Here is a 25,876-nt window from a genome sequence, read left to right on the forward strand (position 1 = left end):
CCGTACAGGGCGCGTTCGCGTTCCACGAGCAGGGGCAGCGGATCCGAGGCGGTCACCAGGTCCCGCAGCGGCCACCGCCCCAACACCGCGTCCACGTTGGCCGCGAACGCCGCCGCGAGCCGCGACTCGGGCGGCAGCGAGTCGTCCCGCAGCGCCTCCGCGGCGGCCAGCACGGTCGCCCGCCCCGCCGCGTCGGGCACTCCGGCCGCCGCACGCTCGTAGAGCTCACCGCCCTCTTCCAGGACCAGCCCGACATCGAGTCCGGCCGGAACCTTGATGCGGGCGGCGTGGCGCCAGGTGGCCACCGGGTCGCTCCACGCCTCCACGTGGAACGTCCAGCGGCCCACCGAGGGCGGGGTGACCTTGGCGCCCCAGCGGTCGCTCCCCGGGGTCAGTTCGTGCATCGGCGTCCACGGGCCGGGACGGCCGCCCGGGTCGGTCAGCACGACATTGGCGGCCACGGCGTCATGGCCCTCACGGAACACGGTGGCGGTGACATCGAAGGTCTCGCCCGCGACCGCCTTCGCCGGAAGCCTGCCGCATGCCACGGCCGGCTGTACGTCGCGTACCGGGATGCGGCCGATGGTCCCGGTGCCGGTCCCGTTCCTGGTCCTGGTCCTGGTCCTGCCCATGGTTCACCTCCACCGTGCTGAGGGCCGGGCACGAGGCCCGGCCGGGGATCGAAACTGCGCCGGAAGGTCCTTACCTCCCCGCAAGGAAACGCCACCGCCGCGTCTTGGGCGGGCCACGCCGCGCGGTGGCGCTCAGATGAGGACGTTCGTCCTCTTCCCGGAGGTAGGCCGCCAGGGTGATGCGCAGATAGCGCTCGGCCGCGTCCGCGGCCTCACGGGCACAACGTTTGCCCATCAGCACGCACAGCGTGTAACCGGCGTCCTCGAAGGTGGCGCGCACCGTGAGGTCGGCCGGGGCCGCGAGCATGGCGCGTTCCCAGGCCCGGTACCGCCGCAGTTGCCGGGCGACTTCGGCTTTGGCCGGTAGCAGCATGGCGCCGTTCACCTTCCGGGCTGCTCGATGACGCGTCTCCCGACGGTCGGGCGGAAACCCGTGCGCGCACACGCACGGGTTCCGTTACGGGCATCGAGGTCTTCACATATGGTGCATGCTCGACCACACAGCGTCCTGTTGGACATTCAACTACCTCAGGAATGTGCTCCTGTTGCACGAATGGCGTACGGCACCCACCCTGGAGTGACTCAAAAGCGATCAGCGCTCACGCTCCGTGCTCGGGGCCCCGTCCCGCAGGGTCGAGGAGAGCGGGAGCTTTCGCGGTGAGGAGGTAACGACGGTGAAGACCGCAGTGCCCTGCTACTACCACCTCGACGTGGAAGTCAGCCCCGAACGGGTGGGTCAGGTCAGCCGAATTCTGGCCGCTCACCTCAGGTACTGGGACCTGGAGACGCTTGTACAGCCCGTCTGCCGCGGTGCGGAAATGCTGCTGCGGGCCATCGACGAGCACGCGAGGGACAAGGACACATCGATCGAGATGTGGTGGAACGGCCAGCACCTCATCACCGCCATCGGTGACAACGACCGCGCCCTGCGCCCCGACCACGAGCTGCGCGCCTGCCTCCAGCACCTCGCCGCGATGAGCGACGGCTGGGGCTGCTGCGCCACCGAGACCGGCAGCAAGGTCATCTGGTTCTCCCAGCGCGCCCGCGCCGGCGAACGCGCCCCGCTCGTGCCGACGGCCCCCGCGCCCAGTCTGCGCGAGGCGCGGGGCGTGCCCCGCGACATGCCCGTCACGGTCCTGGCCGGCGCCGCGAGCTCCCCGGGCGGCGGCGTACCGGAGGAGGCCCGGTGACCGCGCGACGTCGTCGCACAGGGGTGCCCGCGTGGAGCGGGCACCCCTACCCGCTGGGAGCGGCCTTCGACGGACAGGGCACGAACTTCGCCCTGTTCAGCGAGGTCGCCGAACGCGTCGAGCTGGTCCTCGTCGACGACAAGGACCGGCACACCACGATCGCGCTCACCGAGGTCGACGGCTTCGTCTGGCACGGCTATCTGCCCGGTGTCGGCCCGGGACAGCGCTACGGCTACCGGGTCCACGGCCCCTGGGCCCCGGACCTCGGCCACCGGTGCAATCCGGCGAAGCTGCTGCTCGACCCGTACAGCCGGGCGGTGGACGGCCAGGTGGACAACCACGCCTCCCTCTTCGAGCGCACGCCGGGCGCCCCGTCCGAGTCCGACAGCGCCGGGCACACCATGCTGGGCGTGGTGACCGACCCGTACTTCGACTGGGGCGAGGACCGTCCGCCCCGGCGGCCGTACGCCGACACCGTCATCTACGAGGCCCACGTACGCGGCCTCACCCGCACCCACCCCGACGTCCCGCCCGAACTGCGCGGCACCTACGCCGGCCTCGCGCACCCCGCGATCGTCGAGCACCTGACCTCCCTCGGCGTGACGGCCGTCGAGCTGATGCCGGTGCACCAGTACGTCCAGGACGGCGTCCTGCTCGACCGGGGCCTGTCCAACTACTGGGGCTACAACACGATCGGCTTCTTCGCGCCGCACAACGCCTACGCCGCCCACGGCACCCGCGGTGAGCAGGTCGACGAGTTCAAGTCGATGGTGAAGGCGCTGCACGCGGCCGGCCTCGAAGTGATCCTCGACGTGGTCTACAACCACACCGCCGAGGGCAACGAGCGCGGCCCGACCCTGTCCTTCCGCGGCATCGACAACGCCTCGTACTACCGCCTGGTGGACGGCGACTGGGCGCACTACTACGACACCACCGGCACCGGCAACAGCCTGCTGATGCGCCACCCCTACGTGCTCCAGCTGATCATGGACTCGCTGCGCTACTGGGTCACCGAGATGCACGTCGACGGCTTCCGCTTCGACCTCGCGGCGACCCTGGCCCGGCAGTTCCACGAGGTGGACCGGCTCTCGGCGTTCTTCGACCTGATCCAGCAGGACCCGGTGATCAGCAGGGTCAAGCTGATCGCCGAGCCGTGGGACGTGGGGGAGGGCGGCTACCAGGTCGGCAACTTCCCGCCCCTGTGGTCGGAGTGGAACGGCAAGTACCGGGACGCCGTACGGGACTTCTGGCGTGGCGAGGCCGGTTCGCTCGGCGAGTTCGCGTCCCGGCTGACCGGCTCCTCCGACCTGTACGCGCACAGCCGGCGCCGCCCGCGCGCCAGCGTCAACTTCGTGACCGCGCACGACGGGTTCACCCTGCGCGACCTCGTCTCGTACAACGACAAGCACAACGAGGCCAACGGGGAGGACAACAAGGACGGCGAGAGCCACAACCGGTCCTGGAACTGCGGTGCCGAGGGCGAGACCGACGACCCGGCCGTGCTGCGGCTGCGCGCCCGCCAGCAGCGCAACTTCCTGGTCACCCTGCTGCTGTCACAGGGCATCCCCATGCTCTGCCACGGCGACGAACTCGGCCGCACCCAGCGCGGCAACAACAACGCCTACTGCCAGGACAACGAGATCTCCTGGATCGACTGGCACCTCACCGACGACCAGCACGCACTCGCGGACTTCACCCGGTACGTCATCGCCCTGCGCGCCGCCCACCCCGTCCTGCGCCGCCGCCGCTTCTTCCGGGGCGAGACCCCCACCCGCCCCGACCAGCCGCTGCCCGACCTCGTGTGGCTGCTGCCGGACGGCCGCGAGATGACCGACGAGGACTGGCAGCGCTCCGACGCCCACTCCCTCGCCGTCTTCCTCAACGGTGACGCCATCGCCGAACCCGACTGGTGCGGGCAGCCGGTCGTGGACGACTCCTTCCTGCTGCTGCTCAACGCGTACTGGGAGCCGGTGGAGTTCCACCTGCCGGACAGCACCTACGGCGAACGCTGGACGACGCTGATCGACACGGCCGAGCCGCTGGGCCCTCCGGACGAGTCCGAGCACAAGGCGGGCACGGCCCTCCTGATCGAGCGGCGCAGCCTGGTGCTTCTTTCGAGACCCTCGCGCGCGAGGCGCTGAGGAGGGCGGGGCCGTCCCACCTACCGCCGATGCCGCGAAGTCACCGTGAACTGGGCGCCATCCGGATCCCGCAGCACCGCCTCGTCGCCGCCCTTGGACAGCACGCTGCCGCCGTGCAGCTCCGCCGCCCGCGCACACCCCTCGACGTCCGGGACGGCGAAGTGCACCTGCCAGTGCGGCCGGATGGTCGGGTCGGGCGCGGCCTCCAACGCGCCCGACTCGATGCGGGCCACCACATCGCCGCCGCTGCGCAGCACGACCTCGCCCCCCTCGTAGTGGACCTCGCAGCAGCCCGGCCGCTCCGACGCCCAGTCGAGGACCTCGCCGTAGAACATGGCGGCGTCGAAGGCGTCGCGGGTGTGCAGGCGGATGAAGCTGGGCGTGGCGCGGCGCCAGGTCTCCCAGTTGGAGATGAGCTCGCCCTCCCAGACACCGAAGGTCGCACCGTCCCGGTCGGCCAGCAGCGCCGCCCGACCGGGCGGCAGCGAGAGCGGCCCGACCGCCGCCGTGCCGCCGCGCTCCTGTACCCGTGCCACGGCCTCGTCGGCACTCGGCACGGCGAAGTAGGGGGTCCAGGCCACAGCCATCTGCCACATCGTGGCGACCGCTCCGATCCCGGCCACCGGCACGCTCTCCGCCAGCGCGACCCGGAAACGGTCGCCCAGCTTGGCCGGCCGCCAGCGCCAGCCCAGTACGGCGGAGTAGAACTCCTGGGTCGCCTCGAGATCGCGGCTGGTCAGGCTCACCCAGCAGGGTGCGCCGAACACGGAGTGTGTGGACACGACCTCGGCCGTGCCCCTGGAGGTTCTCGCATCGTGGTTCATGGCAGTCGCGTCCTGGTCTCGCCCGGCCGGCGGTCACCGGTCCTGTCCCAGTGTCCAGCCGTATCCGCTCCGGAGCCTGTCGAGTACCCCCGGCGTGGCGCCCAAACGGCCGAGGCCGGGCCGTGCGTTCACTGGCACAGGATCGACGAAGAGACGAGGATGGAGGCGTGGCACCGGTACCGAACGAGCCCGCGGACGAGACCGACCGGATCCTCGAGCTGGAAGAGCAGGTCGACCAGCTCAAGGAGGCGGTGGTCTCGCACGCCGTCGTGGACCAGGCGATCGGGATGGTCGTCGCGCTGGGCCGTGTCTCGCCGGACGAGGGATGGGCGGTGCTGAAGGAGGTCTCCCAGCACACCAACATCAAGCTCCGCCACGTCGCGGAACTGATCCTCATCTGGGGCCGGGACGGGAGGATGCCACCCGAGATCTGCGTCGAACTCGAAGAGGCCCTCGAGCGGTACGGTCCGACGCAGATTCCGGGATCGGCGCAGGAGTGACTCACCCCTCGCGGGGTCAGCGGACCTCGGTGAGCAACTCCTCGCGCAGATGGGCGAAGCAGCCGCTCAGCAGCCGGGACACATGCATCTGCGAGATGCCGAGCTGCTGCGCGATGCGGCTCTGGGTCATGCCGCCGAAGAAGCGGAGGTAGAGAATGGTCCGCTCACGCTCCGGCAGCCGCTGCAGGCAGGGCTTGACGGCCACACGGTCGACGACCACGTCGTACGCCGGATCGGGACCGCCGATGGCGTCCCCCAGCGCGTAACCGTCCGTACCGGGCATCTCCGCCTCCAGGGACAGTGCGGAGAAGCACTCCAGGGCCTCCATGCCGGTGCGCACCTCGGCCTCGGACAGATGGGCGTGGTCGGCGATCTCGGACACGGTGGGCAGGCGCCCCGGGGTCCTCTGCGACAGCTCCTTCGCGGAGCTGCGCACCCGGTTGCGCAGGTCCTGGACCCGGCGCGGCACGTGCAGCGTCCACATGTGGTCGCGGAAGTGCCGCTTGATCTCGCCGGTGATGGTGGGCACCGCGTACGCCTCGAAGGCGTGGCCGCGTGCCGGGTCGTAGTGGTCGACGGCCTTCACCAGGCCCAGGGCCGCCACCTGGTACAGGTCCTCCAGGGACTCGCCGCGGCCCTTGAACCGGACGGCGATCCGCTCGGCCATGGGCAGCCAGGCATGGACCAGTTCGTCCCTGAGGGCCTTGCGTTCCGGCCCGTCGGGCAGTCCCACGAGCCGGTCGAACGCGTCCGCGGTGTCAGGGGCGTCGTCGTGCGGATGTTGCTTCGTTCTGGTGGTGGCACTCATCGGGTGCGCACCTCCCTCAGCGGTGCCGGCTGGACAGACACCGTGGGAAGCGCGGTCGCGGACCTCAGGAGGACACCCAGGGGCCCGGCGGGCCGGCTCCCACGGACGTGCCTCCTGTCCGAAGCACATATGAGCAGATACCCCCCGAATCCGAACCAGAAACAATTTTCGTGAATGCGACTACGTGTTGGTGCGGGATGACTGTGTGTTGCTCAGGAGGCGGTCGGGAGACGGGAACACCATTGCCTTCCCTTGGCCCACTTACCTCTGTCACAGAGGCAGTTTCGTGGCATGACGCAGGAACCCTCCCCGGAGGAACTGGCCGACGCGCTGGTCGGCGTCCAGCGGCTGCTGCGGCTGGTCGTGGAGCGGCGGCCCGGCATCAGGATCACGGACGCGGCCGACGAGCTGCATCTCGCGGGCGACTCGGTGTCGACCCTGGCCAACCGGCTGGCCCGGCAGAGCTGTCTGGCCTGCACCGGGCTCGCCTACGCCTTCGGTGCGACCAACGCGGTCGACGGACTCGACCTGACGGTGCGGGAGGGCGAGGGCTTCGGGCTGCTCGGCCCCAACGGCGCCGCGGCCGCACCCGGGCCCTCGGCACCCCGGCCGAGCTCAGGGAAGGGCTCGGCCTGCGCCGGCGTGCCGCGGGCGCCGCCGCCACCGACCCGCCGCCCACGCCGGAGGACGTCTTCCGCGACGTCGCCGGCAGCGGACTCGACGAGAGTTCAGGAGACTTCCGCGATGTCAGAAGCCCCCGCCGCACCGCACGCCGCGTCGGCTGACCGCGCCGGCGCCGACGGCATCGACCTGCTGCTGCGCCCGCCCGCACCCCGCGCGGGCTGGCGGCTGCTCCCCGCCCGGGTCGTGGCGATGTGCGCCGTCGAACTGCAGAAACCGCGCCACGACCGCACCGAGCTGCACACCCGCGCCGTCCTGCCCGCCCTCTGGCTGCTGATCTTCGGCCAGACCTTCACCCGGCTCAGGGCGATCCCCAGCGACGGTGTCCCCTACATCGACTACCTGGCCCCCGGCATCATCGCCCACTGCGCGATGTTCATCGCCATCTTCTACTTCTACGGCATCCAGATCATCTGGGAGCGCGACGCCGGCATCCTCGACAAGCTGCCGGGCTGGCTCCAGGCCCTCAGCAAGGCCAACCCGCTCAGCGGGGGTCACCGCTCGGCATCGTCGCGGCCTCCTCGCTGCTCGGCCGGCCGGCTCGCTGATCTTGGGCGGCGAACGTGATGTGCGGCACGCGGGTGAGTCCTGCCACTCGGCGAGAAAGCGCATTCTGCCAGTCCACGGCTTGATCGGTGATCAAGGGGGCGAATGGGCTGGGCACCGCGCATTCCGCTCATTTGACAGTGCACTGAGCGCAAAGATAGGAAGCAGCTCTCTGAGGTCGAGAGGTGGACTGTGTACGAGCCGAACGTGGTCGGGGACTGGCACGAGTACGACGAGCATGCCGGTCTGCGTGTCCGCGTCCACCAGCTGGAAGCCGCCGAGCCGCCGCGCGGACGGGACGACGCCGCCGAGGGGCTGGCCTACTTCAGGGTGCGCGTCACCGTCGAGAACCGCGGTGACCGGCACCTCGGCGTCCACCTCGAGGACGGCCAGATCGACGTACGGATCGGCCGCGACGGGGAGGCGGCGTTCATCGACTGGCGCAACTCGCAGTTCATCGAGGGCTTCGACGTCTACCCGCTGCGCCGGGCCACCGCCGTGCTGTACGCCGCCGGCCCGGAGGCGAGCCTGAGCCAGGTCGACGTGCAGATCCAGTTGCGCGTCGAGGAGGAGTGGGCCGACCGCCGGCTGTGGACCGGCGGCGTCGGACTCCAGGAGGGTTCCGCCGGCGCCCACGCCGCCACCCTGCGGGACGGCCTCGCCCTCCAGGTCAGCAACTTCCTGCGCGAGCAGGCCGAAGAGGGCACCGCCTGACGGGGGCGGTCACCCGGGCTGGACCAGCCCCCGTTGCCCGGAGCCGGTCCGACCGGCTCCGGACAGCACACCTAGTGCGGGATGCCGTCGATGATCTCGCGAGCCCCCTGCCGCAGCAGTGCCACGGCCACCGACGTGCCGAGCGTGGCCGGGTCGAGGCGGCCGGCCCATTCGTGGGCGTTGAGCCGTGTCTTGCCGTCCGGCGTGAAGACACAGCCCCGCAGGGACAGTTCGCCGCCGCGGTCCACGCGCGCGTACCCGGCGATCGGACTGTTGCAGTGCCCCTGGAGCACGTGCAGGAACATGCGCTCGGCGGTGGCCTCCCGGTGGGTGTCCGGGTCGCCGAGGCCGCTGACCGCGTCGATGAGGTCGCTGTCGCCCTCCCGGCACTGCAGGGCGAGGATGCCCGCGCCGATCGGCGGCATCATCGTCTCGGGGGAGAGGACCTCGCTGATCACGTCCTGCCGGCCGATGCGCTCGAGGCCGGACACCGCGAGGAGCAGCGCGTCCGCCTCACCGGCCGCGAGCTTCTCCAGCCGCCGGTTGGCGTTGCCGCGGAAGGGCACGCACTCCAGGTGCGGGTGGGTGGCCGCCAGCTGGGCGACGCGGCGCACCGAGGAGGTGCCGATCCGGGTGCCGTCCGGCAACTCGTCCAGGGTGAGACCGCCCGGGTGCACGAGGGCGTCCCGGATGTCGTCCCGCTTCAGGAAAGCGGCGAACGTCGTCCCGGCGGGCAGCGGCCGGTCGGCGGGGATGTCCTTGACACAGTGCACGGCGAGATCGGCCTCGCCGGCCACCAGCGCCGCGTCCACCTCCTTGGTGAACGCCCCCTTGCCCTCGACCTGGGACAGGTCGCCCATCCACTTGTCACCGGTCGTCTTCACCGGTACGACCTCGGTGCGCACACCGGGGTGCAGGGCCGCCAACTCGGCACGGACACGGTCCACTTGGGCGAGCGCCATCGGCGAGTCGCGGGAGACGATACGGATCAGTTCAGGGACGGACATGCGGACACGATAGACCGTCACAACCCCGCGTCCGCACGGTACCGCCCGATTCCCGCCCGGCCCCCGGCGCCCGCGCGCGCCGGCCGGGACAGCACCGCCAGCGCCCCCACCGTGAGCAACCCGCCGACCAGGAACGTGCCGCGCACCCCGGCCGCCGGCAGCAGCGCGCCCCCGAGCAGCGCACCCGCGGCGATCCCCGCGTTGAAGGCGGCCGAGTTGGCCGCGAGGGCGGTCTCGGTGCGGCCCGGGGCCACCTGGAGCACCCGGGTCTGCGTCGCCATGAAGGCGGGGGCGACCGCGGCGCCCAGCAGCATGATCAGCGCGACGCTCACCGCCGGGACGTGCCCGGCCGCGTAGAGGCCGAGCAGTGCCACCGCCTGGGCCGCCACCGGCACGGCCAGGGTGGCGCGCGGGAAGCGGTCGAGGAGCGGCCCGGTCACCATGACCCCGGCCAGCGCCGCCCCGCCGAAGGCGAACAGCACGGCGCTCACCGCGTCCCCACCGAATCCGCCGACCTCGTCGAGGAAGGCGACGAGGTAGGTGAAGGCCGTGAAGGCACCGGTCACCGACAGGGCGGTGACGGTCAGGACGACGCGGAACCGGCGCCGGTCGGGGGCCGCGCCGTACGCGGAGTGGCCGTCCTGCGGGCGTGAGGTCGGCAGCAGGACGCCGATGGTCACGAGCGAGGCGAGCGCGAGCACGCCGAGCAGCGCGAACGGTGTCCGCCAGTCGGTGTGCCCGCCCAGCCAGGTCCCGGCCGGGACCCCGGCCACCGTGGCCAGCGAACCGCCGACGGACAGCAGCCCGATGATCCGCCCCCGCCGCTCGGGCGGGAACAGACCGACCGCGACCGGCCCCATCACCGACCAGAACACCGCCTGCGCCAGCGCCGTCGCCACCCGCGCCGCCAGCAGCGTCCCGTACGACACGCCTCCCAGCGCCGACACCCAACTGGCCGCGGCGAGCAGCCCCAGCAGCCCCGTGAGCAGGTACCGGCGCGGCACGGACCGCGTGACATGGGCGAGCGGCAGCGACACGACGGCCACGGTCAGGCCGTACCCGGTGACCAGCGCGCCCACGGCCGGGAGCGACACGCGCAGGTCGTCCGCCATGAGGGCGAGCAGGCCGACCGGCAGGTTCTCGGTGGTGTTGAAGGTGAACGCCGCCAGCATCAGCGCCGCGACGACTGCGGCCCGGTGCCAGGGAGCCGTACGTACGCCGCCCATTCATCCGCCTTTCCGACAGGGGAAGTCGGGGCAAGCGTGCTGGGCGGCGGCGGACGCCTCTACTCTTTCGCTCCAGGACGAATCTCTCCTCGTCCAGGGACACCAAGGGGGTCGTCATCGCGCTCGCCCTGCACCTCGGCACCGCCGACCTCACGCGCTGCCGGTTCGCGATCTCGCCGCTGTGCCAGACCCACGAGGCGCTGCGCATGCTGCGCCGGCCCGCCCGGCACGGCTACCACCGGGGCTGGCTGCGCCGCATGAGCCGTACGGTCGCCGGACTCGACCTGGCACCACTGTGGCTGTTCGTCCCACCCCCCGGCGGCTACACCCCCGACTTCCTGGGCCCGCCACCGGAGGAGCCGTACCCCTCCATCGAGGCGGAACTGGCCCGCATGCGCGCCACCGACCCCGCCCTGGCCCACGCCGAGATGGCCCGTTCCCTGGCCTGCACGCCGGGCCTCGCCGAGTCGCCCCACGCGCGCGCCGCGCTCGACGACCCCGCCGCCACCGTCCGGCGCCTCGCCGACCTCACCGAACGGGCCTGGCACGCCCTGCTCGCCCCGGACTGGCCGCGCCACCGCGCCGTCCTGGAGGCCGACATCGCGCACCGCTCACGCCGGGCGGCGGACGGCGGCCTCGACGCGCTGCTCACGGACCTGCACCCGGCGGTCGACTGGGCGGGCCACACCCTCACCCTGCGCCGGTACGCCGACGTGACCGACGCCCAGCCCCCGGACGGCAGGGGCGTGCTGCTCATGCCGAGCGTGTTCGTGTGGCCGGACGTGGTGAGCGGCTTCGCCCGGCCGTGGCAGCCGACGGTCATCTACCCCGCGCGCGGCATGGGCCACCTGCACACCACCCGGCCACCGCGCCCACCGCGGGCCCTCGCCCGCCTGCTCGGCCACCAGCGCGCCGCCGTCCTCGCCGGCCTCACCGCCCCGTCGTCGACGACGGATCTCGCCCGCCGCCACGGGCTGGCCCCGTCCACCGTCTCCGCCCACCTGTCGGTGCTGCGCGAGGCGGGCCTGCTGGTCTCCCGACGCCAGGGCCACCGCGTGCTGTACGGGCGAACGGCCCTGGGAGACGCCCTGGCGGACGGGGAGTTCACACGGGGAGTTCACACGAGGGGCTGACTGATCTCCACCGCCCGCTGGGCGGCCGCGAGAGCGGGTTCGTCCCCGACGTCCAGCGCGGTGTCGGTGAACTTGATGACGTGCTCGTCGCCGTGGGCGAGAGCACGCTGGAGGACCTCCTCGGCGGTGAGCCGAGCGGGAGGCGTGTAGGCGACAGGTTCCTTCGGGGCGTACATCGCGGTGACCGCCGCGGTCGCCGTCCACGCCGCGTGCAGGCTCGGCGCCCACAGCGCGCGTGGCAGCGAACGCAGCGTCCGCAGTACGGCGTTGGGGGCGGTCGCCGCGTGCACGAGCATGGTCTCCTCGCCGTGGCCGTGGGTGGCGTAGCGGTGCGTCGCGGCACGGACGAGCTCGGTGAGGCGCTCGCGGGCCGTGTCGGGATCGGTCACGTCGCCCGCCCAGACGGGCAGGTGGTGTACGGCGGCGAGGCGGGCCGGAAAGCCCCCTTCGGCCTCCTCGATCGGGGGTACGGCGTCCAGGGACCGCGCGGCGGTCGGCGCACCCGGCAGCGCGGTGATCCCGGAGACGGGCCGGTGCCGGGCGGCCCAGTAGCCGAGGGCGTGCGCGAGTTCGGTGACGCGGGGCGCGCTCTCGCCGTGCCCGAGGGCGCGCACGGCGTGGCCGACCCGGATCACCGGATGCGTGGCGGCGCCGTACAGCCCCGGCAGCAGGCGCGGCCACCACCGGGCGAGAACGCTCTTCCAGGGGTGCTCGGCGAGGGTGCGGGTGAAGTACTCGGTCCAGTCCGCGGCGCGGCGAACGTCGCCCAGGGCCGCGGGCCAGTTGTCGTCGGTGACCGGTGCCACGCGGCCGGGGAAGTCCTCCAGCCTGCTCTCGTACCGATCGAGCCATCGGTGCACCGCGCCCGCCTGGCCGTTCGCGGCGAGCGCCTCGACGACCATGGGGGCGTGGTTCGAGAGCCGGCCGAGTCGCTCGGGGCCGGACGCGTGAAGGCGTTCCAGGGCTTCTTCGAGCTGCCCGCTCGTGTCGTGCGTGTCCATGCCGTCGACGCTAGGGAACGGAGCGCGGTCCCCGGATCGGGCCCGGGAGGTAAGCGTGGCGGGGCCACGGTCCTACATCCCGAGCCCGGGCGGAGAACGGGTCAGGCGTACGGGTCGAACGCGATGCCGGACGGCTTGGCCGATGCCAGGTTGCCCGGGAAGCTGCCGTCCTTCAGACCGAAGTTGGCGCTGCCGAAGTCGTGGGCGACCAGCTTGTCGCGCACGCCCGCCGGGTAGCCGTTCCAGCCGACCAGCGGCGGGTACTGCCAGGTGCCCTTGTGGTTCTCGGGCGGCTCGTCGCCCGAGTTGGCCAGGCGGAAGCAGTGCGTGCTGATGCCGTCCTTGTGGTACACGATCTTCGGGTGCGTACCCTCGAAGCGGACCGAGGACGCGGCGTGCACGGTGTACGAACCGTGGTTGGACGTCGAGACGTATCGCACCTGGTCGTTCTGCACCCACACCACGACGTGCTCCCAGTCGTGCCGGTGCCCGCCGATGCCGCTGCCCGACACCGCCTGGTCCTTCTCGAAGTACAGGTCGTACATGTAGGCGCACCAGCCGTTGTCGCACTTGGAGCGCGAGTAGGCGTTGGTGTTGTCGAGGTCCGAGGCGTCCCGGCAGCCGCCGCTGAGCGAACCGCTCGGCTTGAGGCCGCCGTTGACGGTGCCGTCGGGGCCGATGGCGGGTGTCGAGTAGCAGCCGTCGGTGTCGTAGTCGTACGCCGGCTGGTAAGTCCTCTCGCCCACCTCGGCGTTGGCGGGCAGCGCCCCGGGCGGGGCGGCGAAGGCGGTGCCGGGGAAGGCGACGACCAGAGCGGCGGCACCGGCCAGCCCGGTGAGCCATCTCCTGCGGTGCGTGCGGGGCGTCTGTGACGACACTGCGTCCTCCTCCTGATTGGGCGCAGCCCAACGGTCATGGGGGGAAAGGCAGTTCAGGATGCTGGCTTTTCACTGCCGTGCCAAGAGCCACGGAGGTACCGCTGGTAACGATCAGCGCAACACTTGCGGCTGAAACCGCGTCACACACTCTCGTCCGGCAGGTCGGCCGCCGACTCCTCGGGCGCCAGATCGGGCCTCAGCCGCAGCCAGGACGGCTGCCGCAGCAGCCCGGAGCGGGTGCGGACGCTGTAGCGGACCTCCCCGACCAGCCGGGGCAGCACCCAGTGCGCGCCGGCCACGCGCGGGACGGGGTCGAAGGGGCAGGCGCCCGTCTCGCAGGCCCGCAGCAGTTCGGCCAGGTGCGTCCGCTCGGCCTCGCTCCAGCCGGTGCCCACGCTGCCGACGTACCGCAGCCGCCCGGCCGCGCGCTGGCCGACCAGCACCGCCCCCGGGAGGCCCGTGAGCCGTCCCTTGCCGGGCAGCCAGCCACCGACGATGACGTCCTCACTGCGCATGTTGCGGATCTTGATCCAGGCTCGGGAGCGCACCCCGGGCTCGTACACCGAGTCCAGCCGCTTGCAGATGAGTCCCTCCAGCCCGTGCTCGCGGGTGGCCCGCAGGGCGTCGGCGCCGTGCCCGACCAGCGCGGTCGGCGTCGACCAGAACGGCCCGGCGAGGTCCAGCGCCTCCAGGCGCCCGCGACGCCGGCTGTAGGGCAGCGCGACGAGGGAGCGGCCCGCCAGGTGCATCACGTCGAACAGCACCAGATGGACGGGTGCGCGAGCCGCCATCCGCGCGGCCCGCGCCGGCGCGTGCGTCAGGCCCATGCGGGACTGCAGCAACTGGAAGTCGGCGCGGCCCTGCGCGTCCAGCGCCAGGATCTCCCCGTCCAGCACGGCGGGCGTGGTGCCGAGCGCGCCGCCCAGCGGCCGCAGTTCGGGATAGGCGGCCGTGATGTCCTCGCCGGAACGGGCCCGCAGCAGCAGGCTGCCGTCCCCTTCCAGGTAGACCACCGCGCGCTGGCCGTCCTGCTTGGTCTCGTACGCCCAGCGCGCGTCCTGCGCTGCGGGCGGCAGGGTGCCGGGCGTGGCGAGCATGGGAGGGATCAGCGGCAGGCTCACGGGTCAGTTCTCGACGGCCCCGCCCGCCGCCACGCGCCCCGGCCGCCGATTTCCCCTGAACGGCGGCCGCGTCCTCACCGCTCCCCGTTCGGCGGCACGGCCCGCACCAGCCCGGACTGATAGGCGGCCCCGACGAGTTGGGCCCCGGTCGCGGGCGCCGGGCTTCGTCATGGCGCGGTGCGATGAGGATCCGGGCGTACGCCAGATCGCCGACTCGGAGCCGCTGCGCCCCGGGGAGCCGGCCGACCGGCTCGGTGTGGAGGCCTCGCACGTCACGCGCACGGTGCAGCAGCTGCAGAAGGGCGGCTACGTCACCCGCGTCCCCGACCCCCGGGACCGCCGCGCCCAGCGCATCGAACTCACCGAGGCCGGCCGGCAGGCCATCGCCCGGGTCCGCGAGGCGGGCGCGCGCGGCATGCGGCCGGCCCTGGCCGACTGGCCCCCCGAGGAACTGCGTCAGCTGGCCGGCCTCTTCCACCGCATGGTCGACGACTTCCTCGCCCACGCCGTCGACGAGGACGGATGACCCCGGCGGAACGGCACCGGCTCCCGCAGCCCGCACAGCAGCAGCCGCCCCAGGGCCGGCAGCACGACGAGGGGCGCGAGCGCCGTCCGCAGGGAGGTGGCGTCGGCCAGCGCGCCGATCACCGGGGTGGCGAGACCGCCCACGCTCACGGTCAGCCCCAGCGTCACACCGCTCGCCGTGCCCACCCGCCCGGGCAGGTAGTCCTGGCCGAGCGTGATGTGCAGCGAGAACGGAACGTACAGACCGGCCGACGTCAGGGCGACGAACAGATACACCGACGGCCCGGGCACGAGGACCACCCCGGCCACCGCGAGCACCGTCAGCACGTACGCATGGCGTACGACCGTGAGCCGCCCGTACCGATCGGCGAGCCGCCCCCCGGCCACGGTCCCCACCGCGCCGCCGGCATAGAGGACGCACAACGCGGCGGTGCCGGCCACATCCCCGCCGCCGACCCGCTGCCGGACGTACAGCGACACGAACGCGCTCAACCCGACGAACACGATCGACCGGCACACGACGGCGCCCGACAGCCGCAGGAACGAACCCCAGTCGTCGGGCCCGCCGCCCTCGCCCTCGGCGACGGCCGCGCCGCGGCACCCGGCCGAACGCACCGCCGCCGCGCACAGAGCCGCCCCTACGACGGCCGGGACGACCAGCAGCGGAGACGCACCGAGACCTCCCGTGGCGACCACCGCCGCCACCAGCAGCGGCGCCAGGGCGAAACCGACGTTGCCGCCGAGGGAGAACCAGCCCATCGCCGTATGACTGCCGTGCGCGGCGTCGCGCGCCGCCCGGGCCGCCTCCGGGTGGTACGCGGCGACACCGATGCCCGATACGGCCACCACCGCCAGCGTGAGCGCGTAGGAGCCCATGACACCGCTCAGCGCGACCCCGGCGCCGCCCGTCAACGCGCTCAGCGGCAGCAGCCACGGCATCGCCCACCGGTCGGTGAGCGCCCCGAACAGCGGCTGCACCACCGACGACAGCAGCGACGCGGCGAGCACGACACCTGAGGCGGCGGCATAGCTGTAGGCGCGCTCGGCGACGAAGAAGGGAACGAGGGCCGCCACGGCGCCCTGGTACACGTCGACACAGGCATGGCCCAGGGACAGCAGAGTGATGGCGCGGTTGCGTTTCGTGGACACCCCGCGATCCTCGCGGTCGCCGCACATGGCCCGCTTTCGATAATCTGCCCCATCGTGCCGAACATCCGCCACACGCCCTCGGCGCCGACCCGCGCCCAGGTCCTCGCCGCCGGGGAACGCGTCGCCGCGCACCGGCACGACGACCACCAGATCGTCTACGCGGGCTCCGGCGTCCTCGCCGTCACCACCGACGCCGGCACGTGGTTCGCGCCCGGCAACCGCGCCATCTGGGTCCCCGCCGGCACCGTGCACGCCCATCGCGCCCACGGCCACCTCGCCCTGCACCTGGTCGGCCTGCCCGTCGACGACAACCCCCTCGGTCTGGACGCCCCCACCGTCCTCGCCGTCAGCCCGCTCCTGCGCGAGCTGATCCTCGCCTACACCCGCGACCCCGACGACGACAGCCCCGAGCGCCGCCGACTCCTCGCCGTCCTGCGCGACCAGCTGCGCGCCTCGCCCCAGCAGCCCCTGCGCCTGCCCACGCCCACCGACCCGCGCCTGGCCGCGGTCTGCGCCCTCGTCCACGCCGACCCCGCCGACACACGCACCCTCGCGACCCTCGGCGCCGCCACCGGAGCGGGCGAGCGCACGCTCAGCAGGCTTTTCCGCAACGAGCTCGGCATGACCTTCCCGCAGTGGCGCACCCAGTCGCGCCTCTACCACGCGCTGCGTCTGCTCGCCGAGGACACACCCGTCACGACCGTCGCCCACCGCTGCGGCTGGTCCTCCGCCAGCGCCTTCATCGACGTCTTCCGCCGCTCCTTCGGCTACACCCCCGGCACCCACAACCGCCGCACCCCCCAGCGGGGACGCTGACGGCCGGGGCAGGTGGCGAGCCGTGATCTACCCTCCGGTAGCATCCGGCGCCAGGACATCCAAGGAGGATCCGTGCCCCGGTCCCGACGTTCCCCCCTGCTGCTCGCCGGCCTGCTGGCCACCGCGGGTGTCGCCCACTTCGCGACCCCACGGCCGTTCGACGCGACCGTGCCGCGCGCCCTGCCGGGGGCGCCCCGGACCTGGACGTACGCAAGCGGCGTAGCCGAACTCGCGCTCGCGGCCGGTGTGGCGCTGCCGCGCACCCGCAAGGCCGCCGCGCTGGCCACGGCGGCCTTCTTCGTCGGCGTGTTCCCCGCGAACGTGAAGATGGCCGCCGACTGGCGCCGCCGGCCCGCGGCGCAGAAGGCCGCCGCCTTCGGCCGGCTGCCGTTGCAGATCCCCCTGGTGCTGTGGGCCCGCAGCGTCGCGAAGAACGCGGAGGGCCGGTCGTGAGCGCACGAGTGGAGGTCGGCGACAAGGTCGAGGACTTCGCGCTGCCGGACGAGACCGGCACCACCCGCAGCCTGTCCGAGCTGCTCACCGAGGGACCGGTGGTGATCTTCTTCTACCCCGCCGCCCTCACCCCGGGATGCACGGCGCAGGCCTGCCACTTCCGGGATCTCGCCGCGGAGTTCGCCGCCGTAGGGGCGCGTCCCGTGGGCGTCAGCGGCGACGCGGTCGAACGGCAGCAGGAGTTCGCCGACCGGCACACGCTCGGCATGCCGCTGCTGTCCGACGCCGACGGGACCGTCCGGGAGCGGTTCGGCGTGGCACGCGGCTTCTCGCTCGCCCCCACCAAGCGGGTCACCTTCGTCATCGGGCAGGACCGCACGGTCCTGGAGGTCGTCCGCAGCGAACTGCGCATGAACGCCCACGCCGACCGGGCCCTCGCCGCGCTGCGCAAGTGAGCGCCCCGGTTGCGCCGCCTGACCGGTGGGGCCAGGCGGCGCAACCATCTTGGCGTCGCGGTTGATGCGGTGCGGCGGAGGATCCATGCTGGACGACATGGAGCGCGTCTCCGCCGTGGCGATCCTCGATGCCCAGGGTGTGGTCAAGGGGTGGAGCGAGGGTGCCCGGCGGCTGACCGGCCGCACGGCCGAGGACGTCGTGGGACGGCCCGCGCGCGACCTGCTCGCCGAGGAACCGTCGCCCACCGACGTGACCGCGCTGACCGGCACCGTCGTCCTGCGCCACCGCGACGGCTCCCAGGTACCCGTCACCCTGCGGGCGCACCCCGTGCTGGCCGCGGACGGCGCACCCGACGGCTACATGGTCACCGGTGAACCCCCCGGCGATCCGGAGCCCGACCTGGGCGGGCGGGCCTTCCAGCAGGCCTCGATGTCGATGTCGGTCTTCGACACCCAGCAGCGCTACCTGCGGCTCAACGACGTCGCCTGCCAGGTGATGGGCGTGCCGGAGGACGTCCTGGTCGGCCGGCACTTCCCGGAGACCGTGGAGGACGCCGAGCACAGCCGCGGCTTCCACTGGCATCTGCGCCAGGTCGTCGAGACGGGCAGACCGGTCCGCTACGAGAGCTTCACGGGAGCTCCGGCCCTGAACCGGGAGCACGCCTGGAGCATCGAGATGTGGCCGGTGCGGGACGCCTCCGGCGAGGTCCTGGGCACGGCCCTGGCGGCCTTCGACAGCACCGAGCAGTACTGGGCGCGGCAGCGGCTGGCCCTGCTGAACGAGGCGGCGGCCGTCATCGGCACCACCCTGGACGTCGTGCGCACCGCCGAGGAACTCATCGAGATCGTGGTGCCCCGGTTCGCCGACTTCGCCAGCGTGGACCTGTTCGACTGGGTCCTGGGAGCGGAGGAGCCGCCGGCCCTGGCCGGCACGGACATCGCGCTGCGCCGGGTCGCCCACGGCTCCGGCACCGAGGGCACCCCGGAAGCGGCCGTGCACCTGGGCGAGATGGACCTCTACTCTCCGTTCTCGCCGCCGGCCCGGGCGATCCTCGAAGGCCGGGTGGTACAGAGCCAGGCGGGCGAGCCGGCGTTCATGCGGTGGGTCGCGGAACGCAACGCCCGAGGGCCGGCCGGACGGCGCCACCGGGTGGGCGCCCATTCGATGATGGCGGTGCCGCTGCGCGCCCGTGGCACCACGCTGGGCGTGGCGGTGGCCGTGCGCATGCTGCAACCGGACGACTACGGCGCCGACGACGCCGTCTTCGCCGAGGAACTCGGCAGCCGGGCCGCCGTCTGCATCGACAACGCCCGGCGCTTCGCCCGGGAACGCACCACCGCGCTGGCGCTCCAGCACAACCTGCTCCCCAGGGGACTGCCCGGCCAGGCGGCCGTCGAGGTGGCCCACCGCTATCGGCCGTCCGGCTCCCAGGCCGGCATCGGCGGTGACTGGTTCGACGTGATCCCGCTGTCCGGCGGCCGCGTCGCCCTCGTCGTCGGCGACGTCGTGGGACACGGCATCCCGTCGTCGGCCACCATGGGGCGCCTGTGCACGGCCGTGCGCACCCTGGCCGACGTGGACCTGCCGCCCGACGAGCTCCTCACCCACCTCGACGACCTGGTCACCCATCTGGCCGGGGACGACACCGACGAGGTCGCCGAACTGGGCGCCACCTGCCTCTACTCCGTCTACGACCCCGTCTCGCGCGTCCTCACCCTGGCCGCCGCCGGCCATCCGTCCCCGGCCCTCGTCCTGCCCGACGGCTCCACACAGGTCGTCGAGATGAGCGCCGGGCCTCCGCTGGGTGTCGGCGGGCTGCCCTTCGAGGCGGTGGAGGTGGAGCTGCCGGAGGGTTCCCTGGTCGCCCTGTACACCGACGGTCTCATCGAGGACCGCGACCGCGACATCGACCACGCGACCGCCGAACTGTGCCGGGCGCTGACCGCGCCCGCCGAGAACCTCGACGCCCTGTGCGACAGCGTGCTCAAAGCCGTCCTGCCGGAGGACCCCAGCGACGACGTGGCCCTGCTGCTGGCCCGTACCCGGGCCCTGGGCGCGGACCGCATCGCCACCTGGGACGTACGACCGGACCCCGAGCACGTGGCGGCCACCCGGCAGGCCGCGACGGAGCAACTGACCGCCTGGGGGCTGGACGAGGCGGCCTTCGTCACCGAACTCGTCGTCAGCGAACTCGTCACCAACGCCATCCGGTACGGCGCACCGCCCATCCAGCTCCGCCTGATCCGCGACCGCACCCTCATCTGCGAGGTCTCCGACGGCAGCTCCACCTCCCCGCACCTGCGCCGGGCCCACGCCTACGACGAGGGCGGCCGCGGACTGCTGCTGGTCGCCCAGCTCACCCAGCGCTGGGGGAGCAGGCAGACCGGCAGCGGCAAGACGATCTGGGCCGAGCAGCCACTGCCGCCGACGTGAGCACCGCCGCCGGTCCGCTCACTCGAAGGGGCAGCCCGGGTTCGGCGCGTCCTGGGAGAGCGGGGCGCCGTGCGGCAGCACGTACAGCACGTCGAGGACGACCGAGGTGTCCCCTTCGTTGCGGCCCAGGTGCACGTTGCCGGGACCGGCCGGTTCCTGGATGAAGCTGCCCTGCGGGTAGACGCCGTCGGAGGCGCAGGTGGAGTCGTAGTGGCTGAGCGTGCCCTGCTGCGCGAAGGCGTACAGGGGTCCGTCGTGGTAGTGCCAGCCGGTCGCCTGACCGGGCGGGATGGTGATCTCCCGAAGTATGTAGTCCGTGTCGCCGACCGTCTTCTGACTGATCGTCCGGGCCGTGACGCCGGGCCCGGGCGGCGTCGCCTGGGCGGGCCCGGCGACGAGGACGGTGGCGGCGGCCACGACGCCGGTGACGGCGGTGCGGAGCGCTTGGCGCATACGAAAGCCTCCTGTGGCGAAAGCTGGTGTCGCCGTGAACATAGAGGCACACAAGGGCGGTTGAGGGCAGAACCACAACATCCGCGGTATGCACCGGACCACCGGACCACCTGTACCGCAGCCGCCCGCTCGCGTAGGAGCCGGCCTCCTGGCGCCGATGATCTCGCCGTCGACGGTGAAGCCCGCGCACCTCTGCTCGCCGAGCGCGTCCACGACCCCACGCACCGTCCCGCCGGTCGCTCAGCGCAGCAACTGCCGCTGCTCGGCGGGAAGCCGGTCCAAAGGCCCTGGTCCAGGGGCCCGGTCGGCACCGTTCACCCCTCGTCGCCGTCCGCGGCCACCTGGGCGAGAGTACGACCGGTGCGCACCGAACGGGCCCGGTACGGGTCGGGGGTGCCGTGGCCGCGTGCCCGCCCCTTGCCGGCCTTCACCAGCAGCCACGCCTCCCGGTCGCCGTCCTGCCCGCTGCGGATCCGGGTGAGCGCGTACGTTCCGCGCAGCTTCGACCCGCTCAGCCGGAACGTGGCATGACCGCGCTCCAGCGACTCACCGAAGTCCACGGGCCGGCCCGAGCGGTCGTGGCTCAGCGGCTCGTACGTCCCGTTGTCCCAGACGATCACCGTGCCGCCCCCGTACTCGCCCTTCGGGATCACACCCTCGAACTCCTCGTACTCCAGCGGATGATCCTCGGTGGGCATCGCCAGCCGCTTGTCGCCGGGATCGTCGGACGGTCCCTTCGGCACCGACCAGGACTTCAGCACGTCGTCCACCTGAAGCCGGAAGTCGAAGTGCAGGGTGCGGGCGTCATGGATCTGCACCACGAACCGCGGCTCGTCACCGGAGGCCGCCCCGTGCCCCTCCGGCTCACGCGTCCGACCGAAGTCACGCTTGCCGTGATACTCCCGCAACCGGTCCTTCCCGCCCACGAGCGCCTCCTTCCCGAGCGCCCCGAGTACCCCGCGACGGCAGGCGCGAGTCCCGTTCAGAACTCCTCGTGCACCTCGGGGTCCCCGCCGAGACGCCGATGGGTCCGGTCGGCGACGGCGCCCATCTGGGTGGCGTCCAGGGTGAAGCCGAAGACGTCGAGGTTCTCGCGCTGCCGCTGAGGGTTCGCCGACTTCGGGATGGGCAGGGCGCCCAGCTGGGTGTGCCAGCGCAGGACGACCTGGCCGGGAGTCACCCCGAGCGTGTCGGCGATGCCCTTGACGACCGGGTCGTCCAGCAGGCTGGTGCCACGGCCCAGCGGGCTCCAGCTCTCGGTCAGGACGCCCTTGCCGGCGTGGAAGGCGCGCAGCTCGTCCTGCGGGAACAAGGGGTGCAGCTCGACCTGGTTGACGGACGGCAGGACGCCCGTCTCCCGTTCCAGCCGCTCGATGTGCTCGGGCGTGAAGTTGGAGACGCCGATCGACCGGACGAGACCGTCCTCGCGGAGCTTGATCATGGCCCGCCAGGAGTCGACGTACTTGTCCACCCGGGGGAGCGGCCAGTGGATCAGATACAGGTCGACGTACTCGAGCCCGAGGCGGCGCCGGGACTCCTCGAAGGAGGCGAGGGTCTCCTCGTAGCCGTGGTGCCGGCCCGGGAGCTTCGTCGTCACCACCACGTCCTCGCGCGGAACACCGCTGCGGGCCACGCCCCGGCCGACCCCTGTTTCGTTGCGGTAGTTCGTCGCGGTGTCGACGAGGCGGTAGCCCAGCTCCAGGGCGTCATGAACCGCCCTCTCCGCCTGGGTGTCGTCCAGGGGCCAGGTACCCAGACCGATCCCGGGGATCGTCGTACCGTCGTTGAGCGAGTGCGGCGGAATGCTGATCACTGTCGGACCTTCCCTCGACTGTGCCGTGCACCCAGCGTCACGGATAGGCTGTGGATCGATCAACCGGACGGGTGGGGGATGAGGGCGGCGGACGGCATGGGCGGCACCGAGGAGAAGCAGGCGACGGGGTCCGGGCGTCCCACGTCACGGGACGTCGCCCGGATGGCGGGTGTGTCGCACACGGCTGTCTCCTTCGTCTTCAACGGCCGTGCCGAGGGCAATCTGTCGCCCGCCACCCAGGAGCGCATCCGCCGGGCCGCCGTCGAGCTCGGCTACCGCCCCGACCCCGTCGCGCGCGGCCTGCGCCGCCGCCGTACGGCCGTCATCGGCCTGGTCACCGACGAGATCGCCTCCTCGCCCTTCGCCGGCCGCCTGCTGCGCGGCGCCATGGACATGGCCTGGGGCAGCGAGCACCTCGTCCTGACCATCGACTCCGGCGGCGACCCCGCCAAGGAGGACGCGGCCGTCGCCGAACTCCTCGACCGACGCGTGGACGGCATCATCTACGCGGCCATGTCCCTGCGCCGTGTCCGCGTGCCCGAGGGACTGCACCGCACCCACTCCGTCCTCGCCAACTGCCTGCCCGAGGACGACTCGCTGCCCGCCGTCATCCCCGCCGAACGCGCGGGCGGCCGCACGGCGGCCCGGCTGCTGCTGGACGAGGGACACCACAGGGTCGCCATGATCGGTGGCCAGGACGACATCGCCTCCGTCGACCGCCTGCGCGGCTTCCGGGACGCGCTGCGCGCCGAGGGCGTCGCCGTCCCCAAGGAGTGGGTCGTCAGGACCGGCGGGGAGATCAGCGGAGGGTACGAAGGCGCGATGCGTGTCCTCGACGGTGCCCCCGCCGACCGGCGCCCCACCGGGATCTTCTGCTACAACGACCGGGTCGCGGCCGGCGCCCTGCACGCCGCGACCCGGCTCGGCCTCGCCGTCCCCGGCGAGCTGTCGGTGGTCGGCTACGACGACCAGGAGCACATGGCCGAGTTCCTCGCCCCGCCCCTCACCACCGTCGCGCTGCCCCACCGGGCGATGGGCGAGGCCGCCGCCCGGCTGCTCCTCGACGCCATCGACACCGGCAGGACGCCGCCCGCGACGGTACGGCGCCTCGCCTGCCCGGTGATCAGCCGTGCGTCGGTGGGACCAGTTCCCAGCCGGTGACCGCCGCCGCGGAACCGGTGACGACGAGTTCGGGCACGTCGTCCGGCCGCCGGTAGACCCGCTCGGTGACCGTCGCCCGGTCGCCCACGAACAGCTCCACCAGTGAGCCGTCGACCAGGATCCGCACCGCACCGGCCGGCGCCCGCACCACGATCGGCGCCGCCGCCTCGGGTTCCGTCCGGGGCCAGTCCCCGCGGTCGAGTGTCACCGTGCCCTCGTCCGGGTCCAGCAGGACCGTCAGCCGCGCACCCGAGGCGGACCGCAGCAGACCCACGGCGGTCCGGCCGGACGCGGTCACGGTCAGGTCGTACGCCTCCGGCAGCGCGGTGCGAGCGCCCGGTGCCGTGACGAACGGCTCGGCCGCACGCAGCAGTTCGAGCTCGGGAGCCGGTACGACCCGCAGGGCCCCGTCGGGATGGACGTCCACGACGCGCGGCGCGGTCAGGACACCGGCCCATCCGGCGCGGTCGACCTCGTTCTGGTCGCGGGCCTCCCAGGACCATCCCCACATCAGCGCCCGGTCCGGCTCCTGGAGCACGGCGGGCGCGTAGAAGTCCCGGCCGTGGTCCAGCCGCCCGCCGACGCGGGCCGCGAAGCGCAACCCGTCCTCGCCGTACGGCTCCAGACGGCCCGTCAGATAAGCGGTGGCGCACGGTTCTCCGTCCCACAGGGACACGACCAGCACCCACTCCCCGCCCGGCGTCGCGTACAGCTGCGGGCACTCCCAGCCGACGGCCCCGTCCCCGAACGCGTCCAGCGCGACCGGGTCGTTGCCGTCGAGCAGCACCCCGGCGAACCGCCAGTCGGCCAGGTCGTCACAGTCGTACAGCAGCACCGACGGGGTGCCGTCGGCGTGCCCCGCACCGACCAGTGCCCATCGTCGGTCGCCGTCGCGGAACACGAACGGGTCGCGGAACATCACCACGTCCAGGTCGGCGGGCGGTCCCGGCACGACGGGCGTGGGCAGCGGCCGCCAGTCCGTCAGCGTCTCGTCCTGGGGCATGAGCGCCCGCGCCAGGCAGATCGAGCCGAGACCGGCGTGCTGCCGGTCGACGCCCGTGTACACGGCCGTCGGCACGCCGTCGTCGTCGACCACACAGCCCGACCAGCAGCCGGCCTCGTCCGGGCCGCCGGGCGTCGGGGTGAGCGCGATCGGATGGTGCTCCCAGTGGACGAGGTCATGGCTGGAGGCATGGCCCCAGTGGACGTTCGCGTGCACGGGGGCGTCGGGGTTGTGCTGGTAGAAGAGGTGGTACCGGTCACGCCAACGGAAGGGACCGTTCGGGTCGTTGATCCAGTTGGCGGGCGGACGGACCCGGAAGCGCGGGGCGCTCGGGTCCGTGGACTGAGCGGCGAGGCTCAACGGTTGACTCCTGCGGACGTGATGCCCTCACGCAGAGGGCGCTGACCGACGACGAACACGACGACGGCGGGGATCATGGAGAGGACGACACCGGCGAGCACCACCGAGATGGAGCCGGTGCCCAGGTTGCCCTGGAGGGCGACCAGGCCCAGGGGGAGGGTGTAGTTCTGCCCGGAGGTCTCCAGGATCAGCGGGCGGAAGAACTCGTTCCAGTGATAGTTGAAGGCCAGCACACCGACGATCGCGAGACCGGGCGCGGCCAGCGGGGCGTACACGGACCGGAAGGTCCGCCAGGGACCGCAGCCGTCCAGCATCGCCGCCTCCCCCAGGTCCTTGGGCATGCCCAGGAAGTACTGGCGCATCAGGAAGGTCCCGAAGGCGGTCGGGAAGGCCGGGATGATCAGACCGAGCAGGGTGTCGGTCAGACCCATCGACTTCAGCACCAGGAAGACCGGCACGATGGTGACCTGGAGCGGCACCATCATGGTGGCCAGGACCAGCCCGAACAGCGGCTTCTTGAACCGGAACTCGAGGCGGGCGAAGGCGTACCCGGCCAGTCCGGCCGTGATCATCTGACCGACGGCGATCAGCGCGGTCACCAGCGTCGAGTTCAGGGCGAGCAGCCACACGTCGATCTGGTCGAAGACCCCGCGGTACGACTCCACGGTGGGGTCCGTCGGGATGATCTTCGGGGGCAGGTCGAAGGACTCGGCCGGGGTGCGCAGGGAGGTGGAGACGGTCCAGATGACCGGCCCGAGGGTCAGCAGCGCGCACACGGTCAGTCCGGCGATCCGCGCCCACGGTGCGAGCGAGTACCGGGCACGGCTGAGGTTCACTGTCGCTTGGCTCATG

Annotated in this window: 25 protein-coding genes and 4 pseudogenes; 14 read left to right on the top strand and 15 right to left on the bottom strand. The window is 72.6% G+C overall.

Annotation, left to right across the window (positions count from 1 at the left end):
* The coding region (locus ABZ078_RS17840; RefSeq protein WP_356576235.1) for a maltotransferase domain-containing protein at positions 1-632 on the bottom strand (632 nt) is incomplete at its 3' end.
* Positions 633-702: 70 nt separating this feature from the next.
* A complete protein-coding gene (locus ABZ078_RS17845; RefSeq protein ID WP_356576239.1) occupies positions 703-1,005 on the bottom strand; it encodes a DUF5133 domain-containing protein in 303 nt (100 codons plus the stop codon).
* Positions 1,006-1,306: 301 nt separating this feature from the next.
* On the opposite strand from ABZ078_RS17845, the gene ABZ078_RS17850 reads away from it, so the two are divergent.
* Together ABZ078_RS17850 and glgX are read left to right on the top strand one after the other, a co-directional pair.
* Positions 1,307-1,822: a pep a2 gene (locus tag ABZ078_RS17850; RefSeq protein ID WP_356576241.1), complete on the top strand. Its 516-nt coding sequence runs from the start codon at positions 1,307-1,309 to the stop codon at positions 1,820-1,822.
* Complete coding sequence (glgX, locus tag ABZ078_RS17855) at positions 1,819-3,963, top strand: glycogen debranching protein GlgX (RefSeq protein WP_356576243.1); 2,145 nt, start codon at positions 1,819-1,821, stop codon at positions 3,961-3,963. The genes ABZ078_RS17850 and glgX overlap by 4 nt, the downstream gene beginning before the upstream one ends.
* A 20-nt stretch (positions 3,964-3,983) precedes the next feature.
* Here glgX and ABZ078_RS17860 read toward each other — a convergent pair whose 3' ends face one another.
* Positions 3,984-4,787, bottom strand: a complete 804-nt coding sequence (locus ABZ078_RS17860) for a VOC family protein (protein WP_356576245.1) — start codon at positions 4,785-4,787, stop codon at positions 3,984-3,986.
* A gap of 167 nt (positions 4,788-4,954) precedes the next feature.
* On the opposite strand from ABZ078_RS17860, the gene ABZ078_RS17865 reads away from it, so the two are divergent.
* A complete protein-coding gene (locus ABZ078_RS17865; protein WP_356576247.1) occupies positions 4,955-5,287 on the top strand; it encodes an ANTAR domain-containing protein in 333 nt (110 codons plus the stop codon).
* Between the two features lie 16 nt (positions 5,288-5,303).
* Here the strand turns inward: ABZ078_RS17865 and ABZ078_RS17870 are convergent, their stop codons facing one another.
* The gene (locus tag ABZ078_RS17870; RefSeq protein WP_356576249.1) at positions 5,304-6,095 is read right to left on the bottom strand and encodes an RNA polymerase sigma factor SigF; all 792 of its coding nucleotides are present in this window, start codon (positions 6,093-6,095) and stop codon (positions 5,304-5,306) included.
* 291 nt (positions 6,096-6,386) lie between these two features.
* Here ABZ078_RS17870 and ABZ078_RS17875 point away from each other — a divergent pair.
* From ABZ078_RS17875 to ABZ078_RS17890, 4 genes and pseudogenes are all read left to right on the top strand, one after another.
* A pseudogene (locus ABZ078_RS17875) lies at positions 6,387-6,554 on the top strand (MarR family transcriptional regulator); the annotation flags it as partial.
* 119 nt (positions 6,555-6,673) lie between these two features.
* Positions 6,674-6,880: pseudogene (locus tag ABZ078_RS17880) on the top strand (ABC transporter ATP-binding protein); the annotation flags it as partial.
* A pseudogene (locus ABZ078_RS17885) lies at positions 6,840-7,223 on the top strand (multidrug ABC transporter permease); the annotation flags it as partial. The pseudogenes ABZ078_RS17880 and ABZ078_RS17885, both read left to right, overlap by 41 nt.
* Positions 7,224-7,514: 291 nt before the next feature.
* Positions 7,515-8,036, top strand: a complete 522-nt coding sequence (locus ABZ078_RS17890) for a hypothetical protein (RefSeq protein WP_356576251.1) — start codon at positions 7,515-7,517, stop codon at positions 8,034-8,036.
* 71 nt (positions 8,037-8,107) lie between these two features.
* Here ABZ078_RS17890 and hemC read toward each other — a convergent pair whose 3' ends face one another.
* Positions 8,108-9,043, bottom strand: a complete 936-nt coding sequence (gene hemC / locus ABZ078_RS17895; RefSeq protein WP_356576252.1) for a hydroxymethylbilane synthase — start codon at positions 9,041-9,043, stop codon at positions 8,108-8,110.
* Positions 9,044-9,060: 17 nt separating this feature from the next.
* Positions 9,061-10,269, bottom strand: a complete 1,209-nt coding sequence (locus tag ABZ078_RS17900) for an MFS transporter (protein WP_356576254.1) — start codon at positions 10,267-10,269, stop codon at positions 9,061-9,063.
* A 116-nt stretch (positions 10,270-10,385) separates the two neighbouring features.
* Between ABZ078_RS17900 and ABZ078_RS17905 the strand changes: the two genes are divergently transcribed.
* Positions 10,386-11,402: a DUF5937 family protein gene (locus ABZ078_RS17905; protein WP_356576421.1), complete on the top strand. Its 1,017-nt coding sequence runs from the start codon at positions 10,386-10,388 to the stop codon at positions 11,400-11,402.
* Here ABZ078_RS17905 and ABZ078_RS17910 read toward each other — a convergent pair.
* From ABZ078_RS17910 to ligD, 3 genes are all read right to left on the bottom strand, one after another.
* Entirely contained in the window at positions 11,387-12,403 is a 1,017-nt protein-coding gene (locus ABZ078_RS17910) for a questin oxidase family protein (RefSeq protein WP_356576256.1), read from the bottom strand. The two genes, ABZ078_RS17905 and ABZ078_RS17910, sit on opposite strands and share 16 nt — an antisense overlap.
* Positions 12,404-12,504: 101 nt before the next feature.
* A complete protein-coding gene (locus ABZ078_RS17915) occupies positions 12,505-13,281 on the bottom strand; it encodes an NPP1 family protein (protein WP_356576258.1) in 777 nt (258 codons plus the stop codon).
* A gap of 140 nt (positions 13,282-13,421) precedes the next feature.
* A complete protein-coding gene (gene ligD, locus ABZ078_RS17920) occupies positions 13,422-14,402 on the bottom strand; it encodes a non-homologous end-joining DNA ligase (RefSeq protein ID WP_356576260.1) in 981 nt (326 codons plus the stop codon).
* A gap of 199 nt (positions 14,403-14,601) precedes the next feature.
* Between ligD and ABZ078_RS17925 the strand changes: the two are divergent.
* Positions 14,602-14,928: pseudogene (locus ABZ078_RS17925) on the top strand (MarR family transcriptional regulator); the annotation flags it as partial.
* Here the strand turns inward: ABZ078_RS17925 and ABZ078_RS17930 are convergent.
* A complete protein-coding gene (locus ABZ078_RS17930; RefSeq protein ID WP_356576262.1) occupies positions 14,859-16,103 on the bottom strand; it encodes an MFS transporter in 1,245 nt (414 codons plus the stop codon). The pseudogene ABZ078_RS17925 and the gene ABZ078_RS17930 overlap by 70 nt on opposite strands.
* Before the next feature lie 27 nt (positions 16,104-16,130).
* Here ABZ078_RS17930 and ABZ078_RS17935 point away from each other — a divergent pair, with 27 nt between their 5' ends.
* The 4 genes from ABZ078_RS17935 (at position 16,131) to ABZ078_RS17950 (ending at position 20,234) form a co-directional block, all read left to right on the top strand.
* On the top strand, positions 16,131-16,892 hold the full coding sequence (locus ABZ078_RS17935) for a helix-turn-helix transcriptional regulator (RefSeq protein ID WP_356576264.1): 762 nt from the start codon (positions 16,131-16,133) through the stop codon (positions 16,890-16,892).
* Positions 16,893-16,964: 72 nt separating this feature from the next.
* On the top strand, positions 16,965-17,345 hold the full coding sequence (locus tag ABZ078_RS17940) for a hypothetical protein (protein ID WP_356576266.1): 381 nt from the start codon (positions 16,965-16,967) through the stop codon (positions 17,343-17,345).
* Positions 17,342-17,800, top strand: a complete 459-nt coding sequence (locus ABZ078_RS17945; protein ID WP_356576268.1) for a peroxiredoxin — start codon at positions 17,342-17,344, stop codon at positions 17,798-17,800. The genes ABZ078_RS17940 and ABZ078_RS17945 overlap by 4 nt, the downstream gene beginning before the upstream one ends.
* A gap of 97 nt (positions 17,801-17,897) precedes the next feature.
* Complete coding sequence (locus tag ABZ078_RS17950; protein ID WP_356576423.1) at positions 17,898-20,234, top strand: SpoIIE family protein phosphatase; 2,337 nt, start codon at positions 17,898-17,900, stop codon at positions 20,232-20,234.
* 18 nt (positions 20,235-20,252) lie between these two features.
* Here the strand turns inward: ABZ078_RS17950 and ABZ078_RS17955 are convergent, their stop codons facing one another.
* From ABZ078_RS17955 to ABZ078_RS17965, 3 genes are all read right to left on the bottom strand, one after another.
* Positions 20,253-20,687 (bottom strand): cupin domain-containing protein, encoded by a 435-nt coding sequence (locus tag ABZ078_RS17955; RefSeq protein WP_356576270.1) that lies wholly within the window; start codon positions 20,685-20,687, stop codon positions 20,253-20,255.
* 314 nt (positions 20,688-21,001) lie between these two features.
* Entirely contained in the window at positions 21,002-21,613 is a 612-nt protein-coding gene (locus ABZ078_RS17960) for a DNA polymerase ligase N-terminal domain-containing protein (RefSeq protein ID WP_356576272.1), read from the bottom strand.
* A 56-nt stretch (positions 21,614-21,669) separates the two neighbouring features.
* On the bottom strand, positions 21,670-22,500 hold the full coding sequence (locus tag ABZ078_RS17965; RefSeq protein WP_356576274.1) for an aldo/keto reductase: 831 nt from the start codon (positions 22,498-22,500) through the stop codon (positions 21,670-21,672).
* A 96-nt stretch (positions 22,501-22,596) separates the two neighbouring features.
* On the opposite strand from ABZ078_RS17965, the gene ABZ078_RS17970 reads away from it, so the two are divergent.
* Complete coding sequence (locus ABZ078_RS17970; protein WP_356576425.1) at positions 22,597-23,661, top strand: LacI family DNA-binding transcriptional regulator; 1,065 nt, start codon at positions 22,597-22,599, stop codon at positions 23,659-23,661.
* Here the strand turns inward: ABZ078_RS17970 and ABZ078_RS17975 are convergent.
* Both ABZ078_RS17975 and ABZ078_RS17980 read right to left on the bottom strand, forming a co-directional pair.
* Positions 23,624-25,024, bottom strand: coding sequence for a glycoside hydrolase family 32 protein (locus tag ABZ078_RS17975; RefSeq protein ID WP_356576276.1), 1,401 nt, complete (start codon positions 25,022-25,024; stop codon positions 23,624-23,626). The genes ABZ078_RS17970 and ABZ078_RS17975 overlap by 38 nt on opposite strands.
* Entirely contained in the window at positions 25,021-25,875 is an 855-nt protein-coding gene (locus ABZ078_RS17980) for a carbohydrate ABC transporter permease (protein ID WP_356576278.1), read from the bottom strand. The genes ABZ078_RS17975 and ABZ078_RS17980 overlap by 4 nt, the downstream gene beginning before the upstream one ends.
* Between the last annotated feature and the right edge of the window lies 1 nt (position 25,876).

Source organism: Streptomyces sp. NPDC006385 (genome assembly GCF_040612485.1).
In the GTDB taxonomy this organism is placed as follows: domain Bacteria; phylum Actinomycetota; class Actinomycetes; order Streptomycetales; family Streptomycetaceae; genus Streptomyces.

Coding starts and splice junctions, on each gene's coding strand:
- ABZ078_RS17910 (WP_356576256.1), bottom strand. CDS start 12,403: ATGGACACGCACGACACGAGCGGGCAGCTCGAAGAAGCCCTGGAACGC.
- ABZ078_RS17870 (WP_356576249.1), bottom strand. CDS start 6,095: ATGAGTGCCACCACCAGAACGAAGCAACATCCGCACGACGACGCCCCT.
- ABZ078_RS17900 (WP_356576254.1), bottom strand. CDS start 10,269: ATGGGCGGCGTACGTACGGCTCCCTGGCACCGGGCCGCAGTCGTCGCG.
- ABZ078_RS17950 (WP_356576423.1), top strand. CDS start 17,898: ATGGAGCGCGTCTCCGCCGTGGCGATCCTCGATGCCCAGGGTGTGGTC.
- ABZ078_RS17860 (WP_356576245.1), bottom strand. CDS start 4,787: ATGAACCACGATGCGAGAACCTCCAGGGGCACGGCCGAGGTCGTGTCC.
- ABZ078_RS17980 (WP_356576278.1), bottom strand. CDS start 25,875: ATGAGCCAAGCGACAGTGAACCTCAGCCGTGCCCGGTACTCGCTCGCA.
- ABZ078_RS17845 (WP_356576239.1), bottom strand. CDS start 1,005: ATGCTGCTACCGGCCAAAGCCGAAGTCGCCCGGCAACTGCGGCGGTAC.
- ABZ078_RS17955 (WP_356576270.1), bottom strand. CDS start 20,687: ATGCGCCAAGCGCTCCGCACCGCCGTCACCGGCGTCGTGGCCGCCGCC.
- ABZ078_RS17970 (WP_356576425.1), top strand. CDS start 22,597: ATGGGCGGCACCGAGGAGAAGCAGGCGACGGGGTCCGGGCGTCCCACG.
- ABZ078_RS17930 (WP_356576262.1), bottom strand. CDS start 16,103: ATGTGCGGCGACCGCGAGGATCGCGGGGTGTCCACGAAACGCAACCGC.
- hemC (WP_356576252.1), bottom strand. CDS start 9,043: ATGTCCGTCCCTGAACTGATCCGTATCGTCTCCCGCGACTCGCCGATG.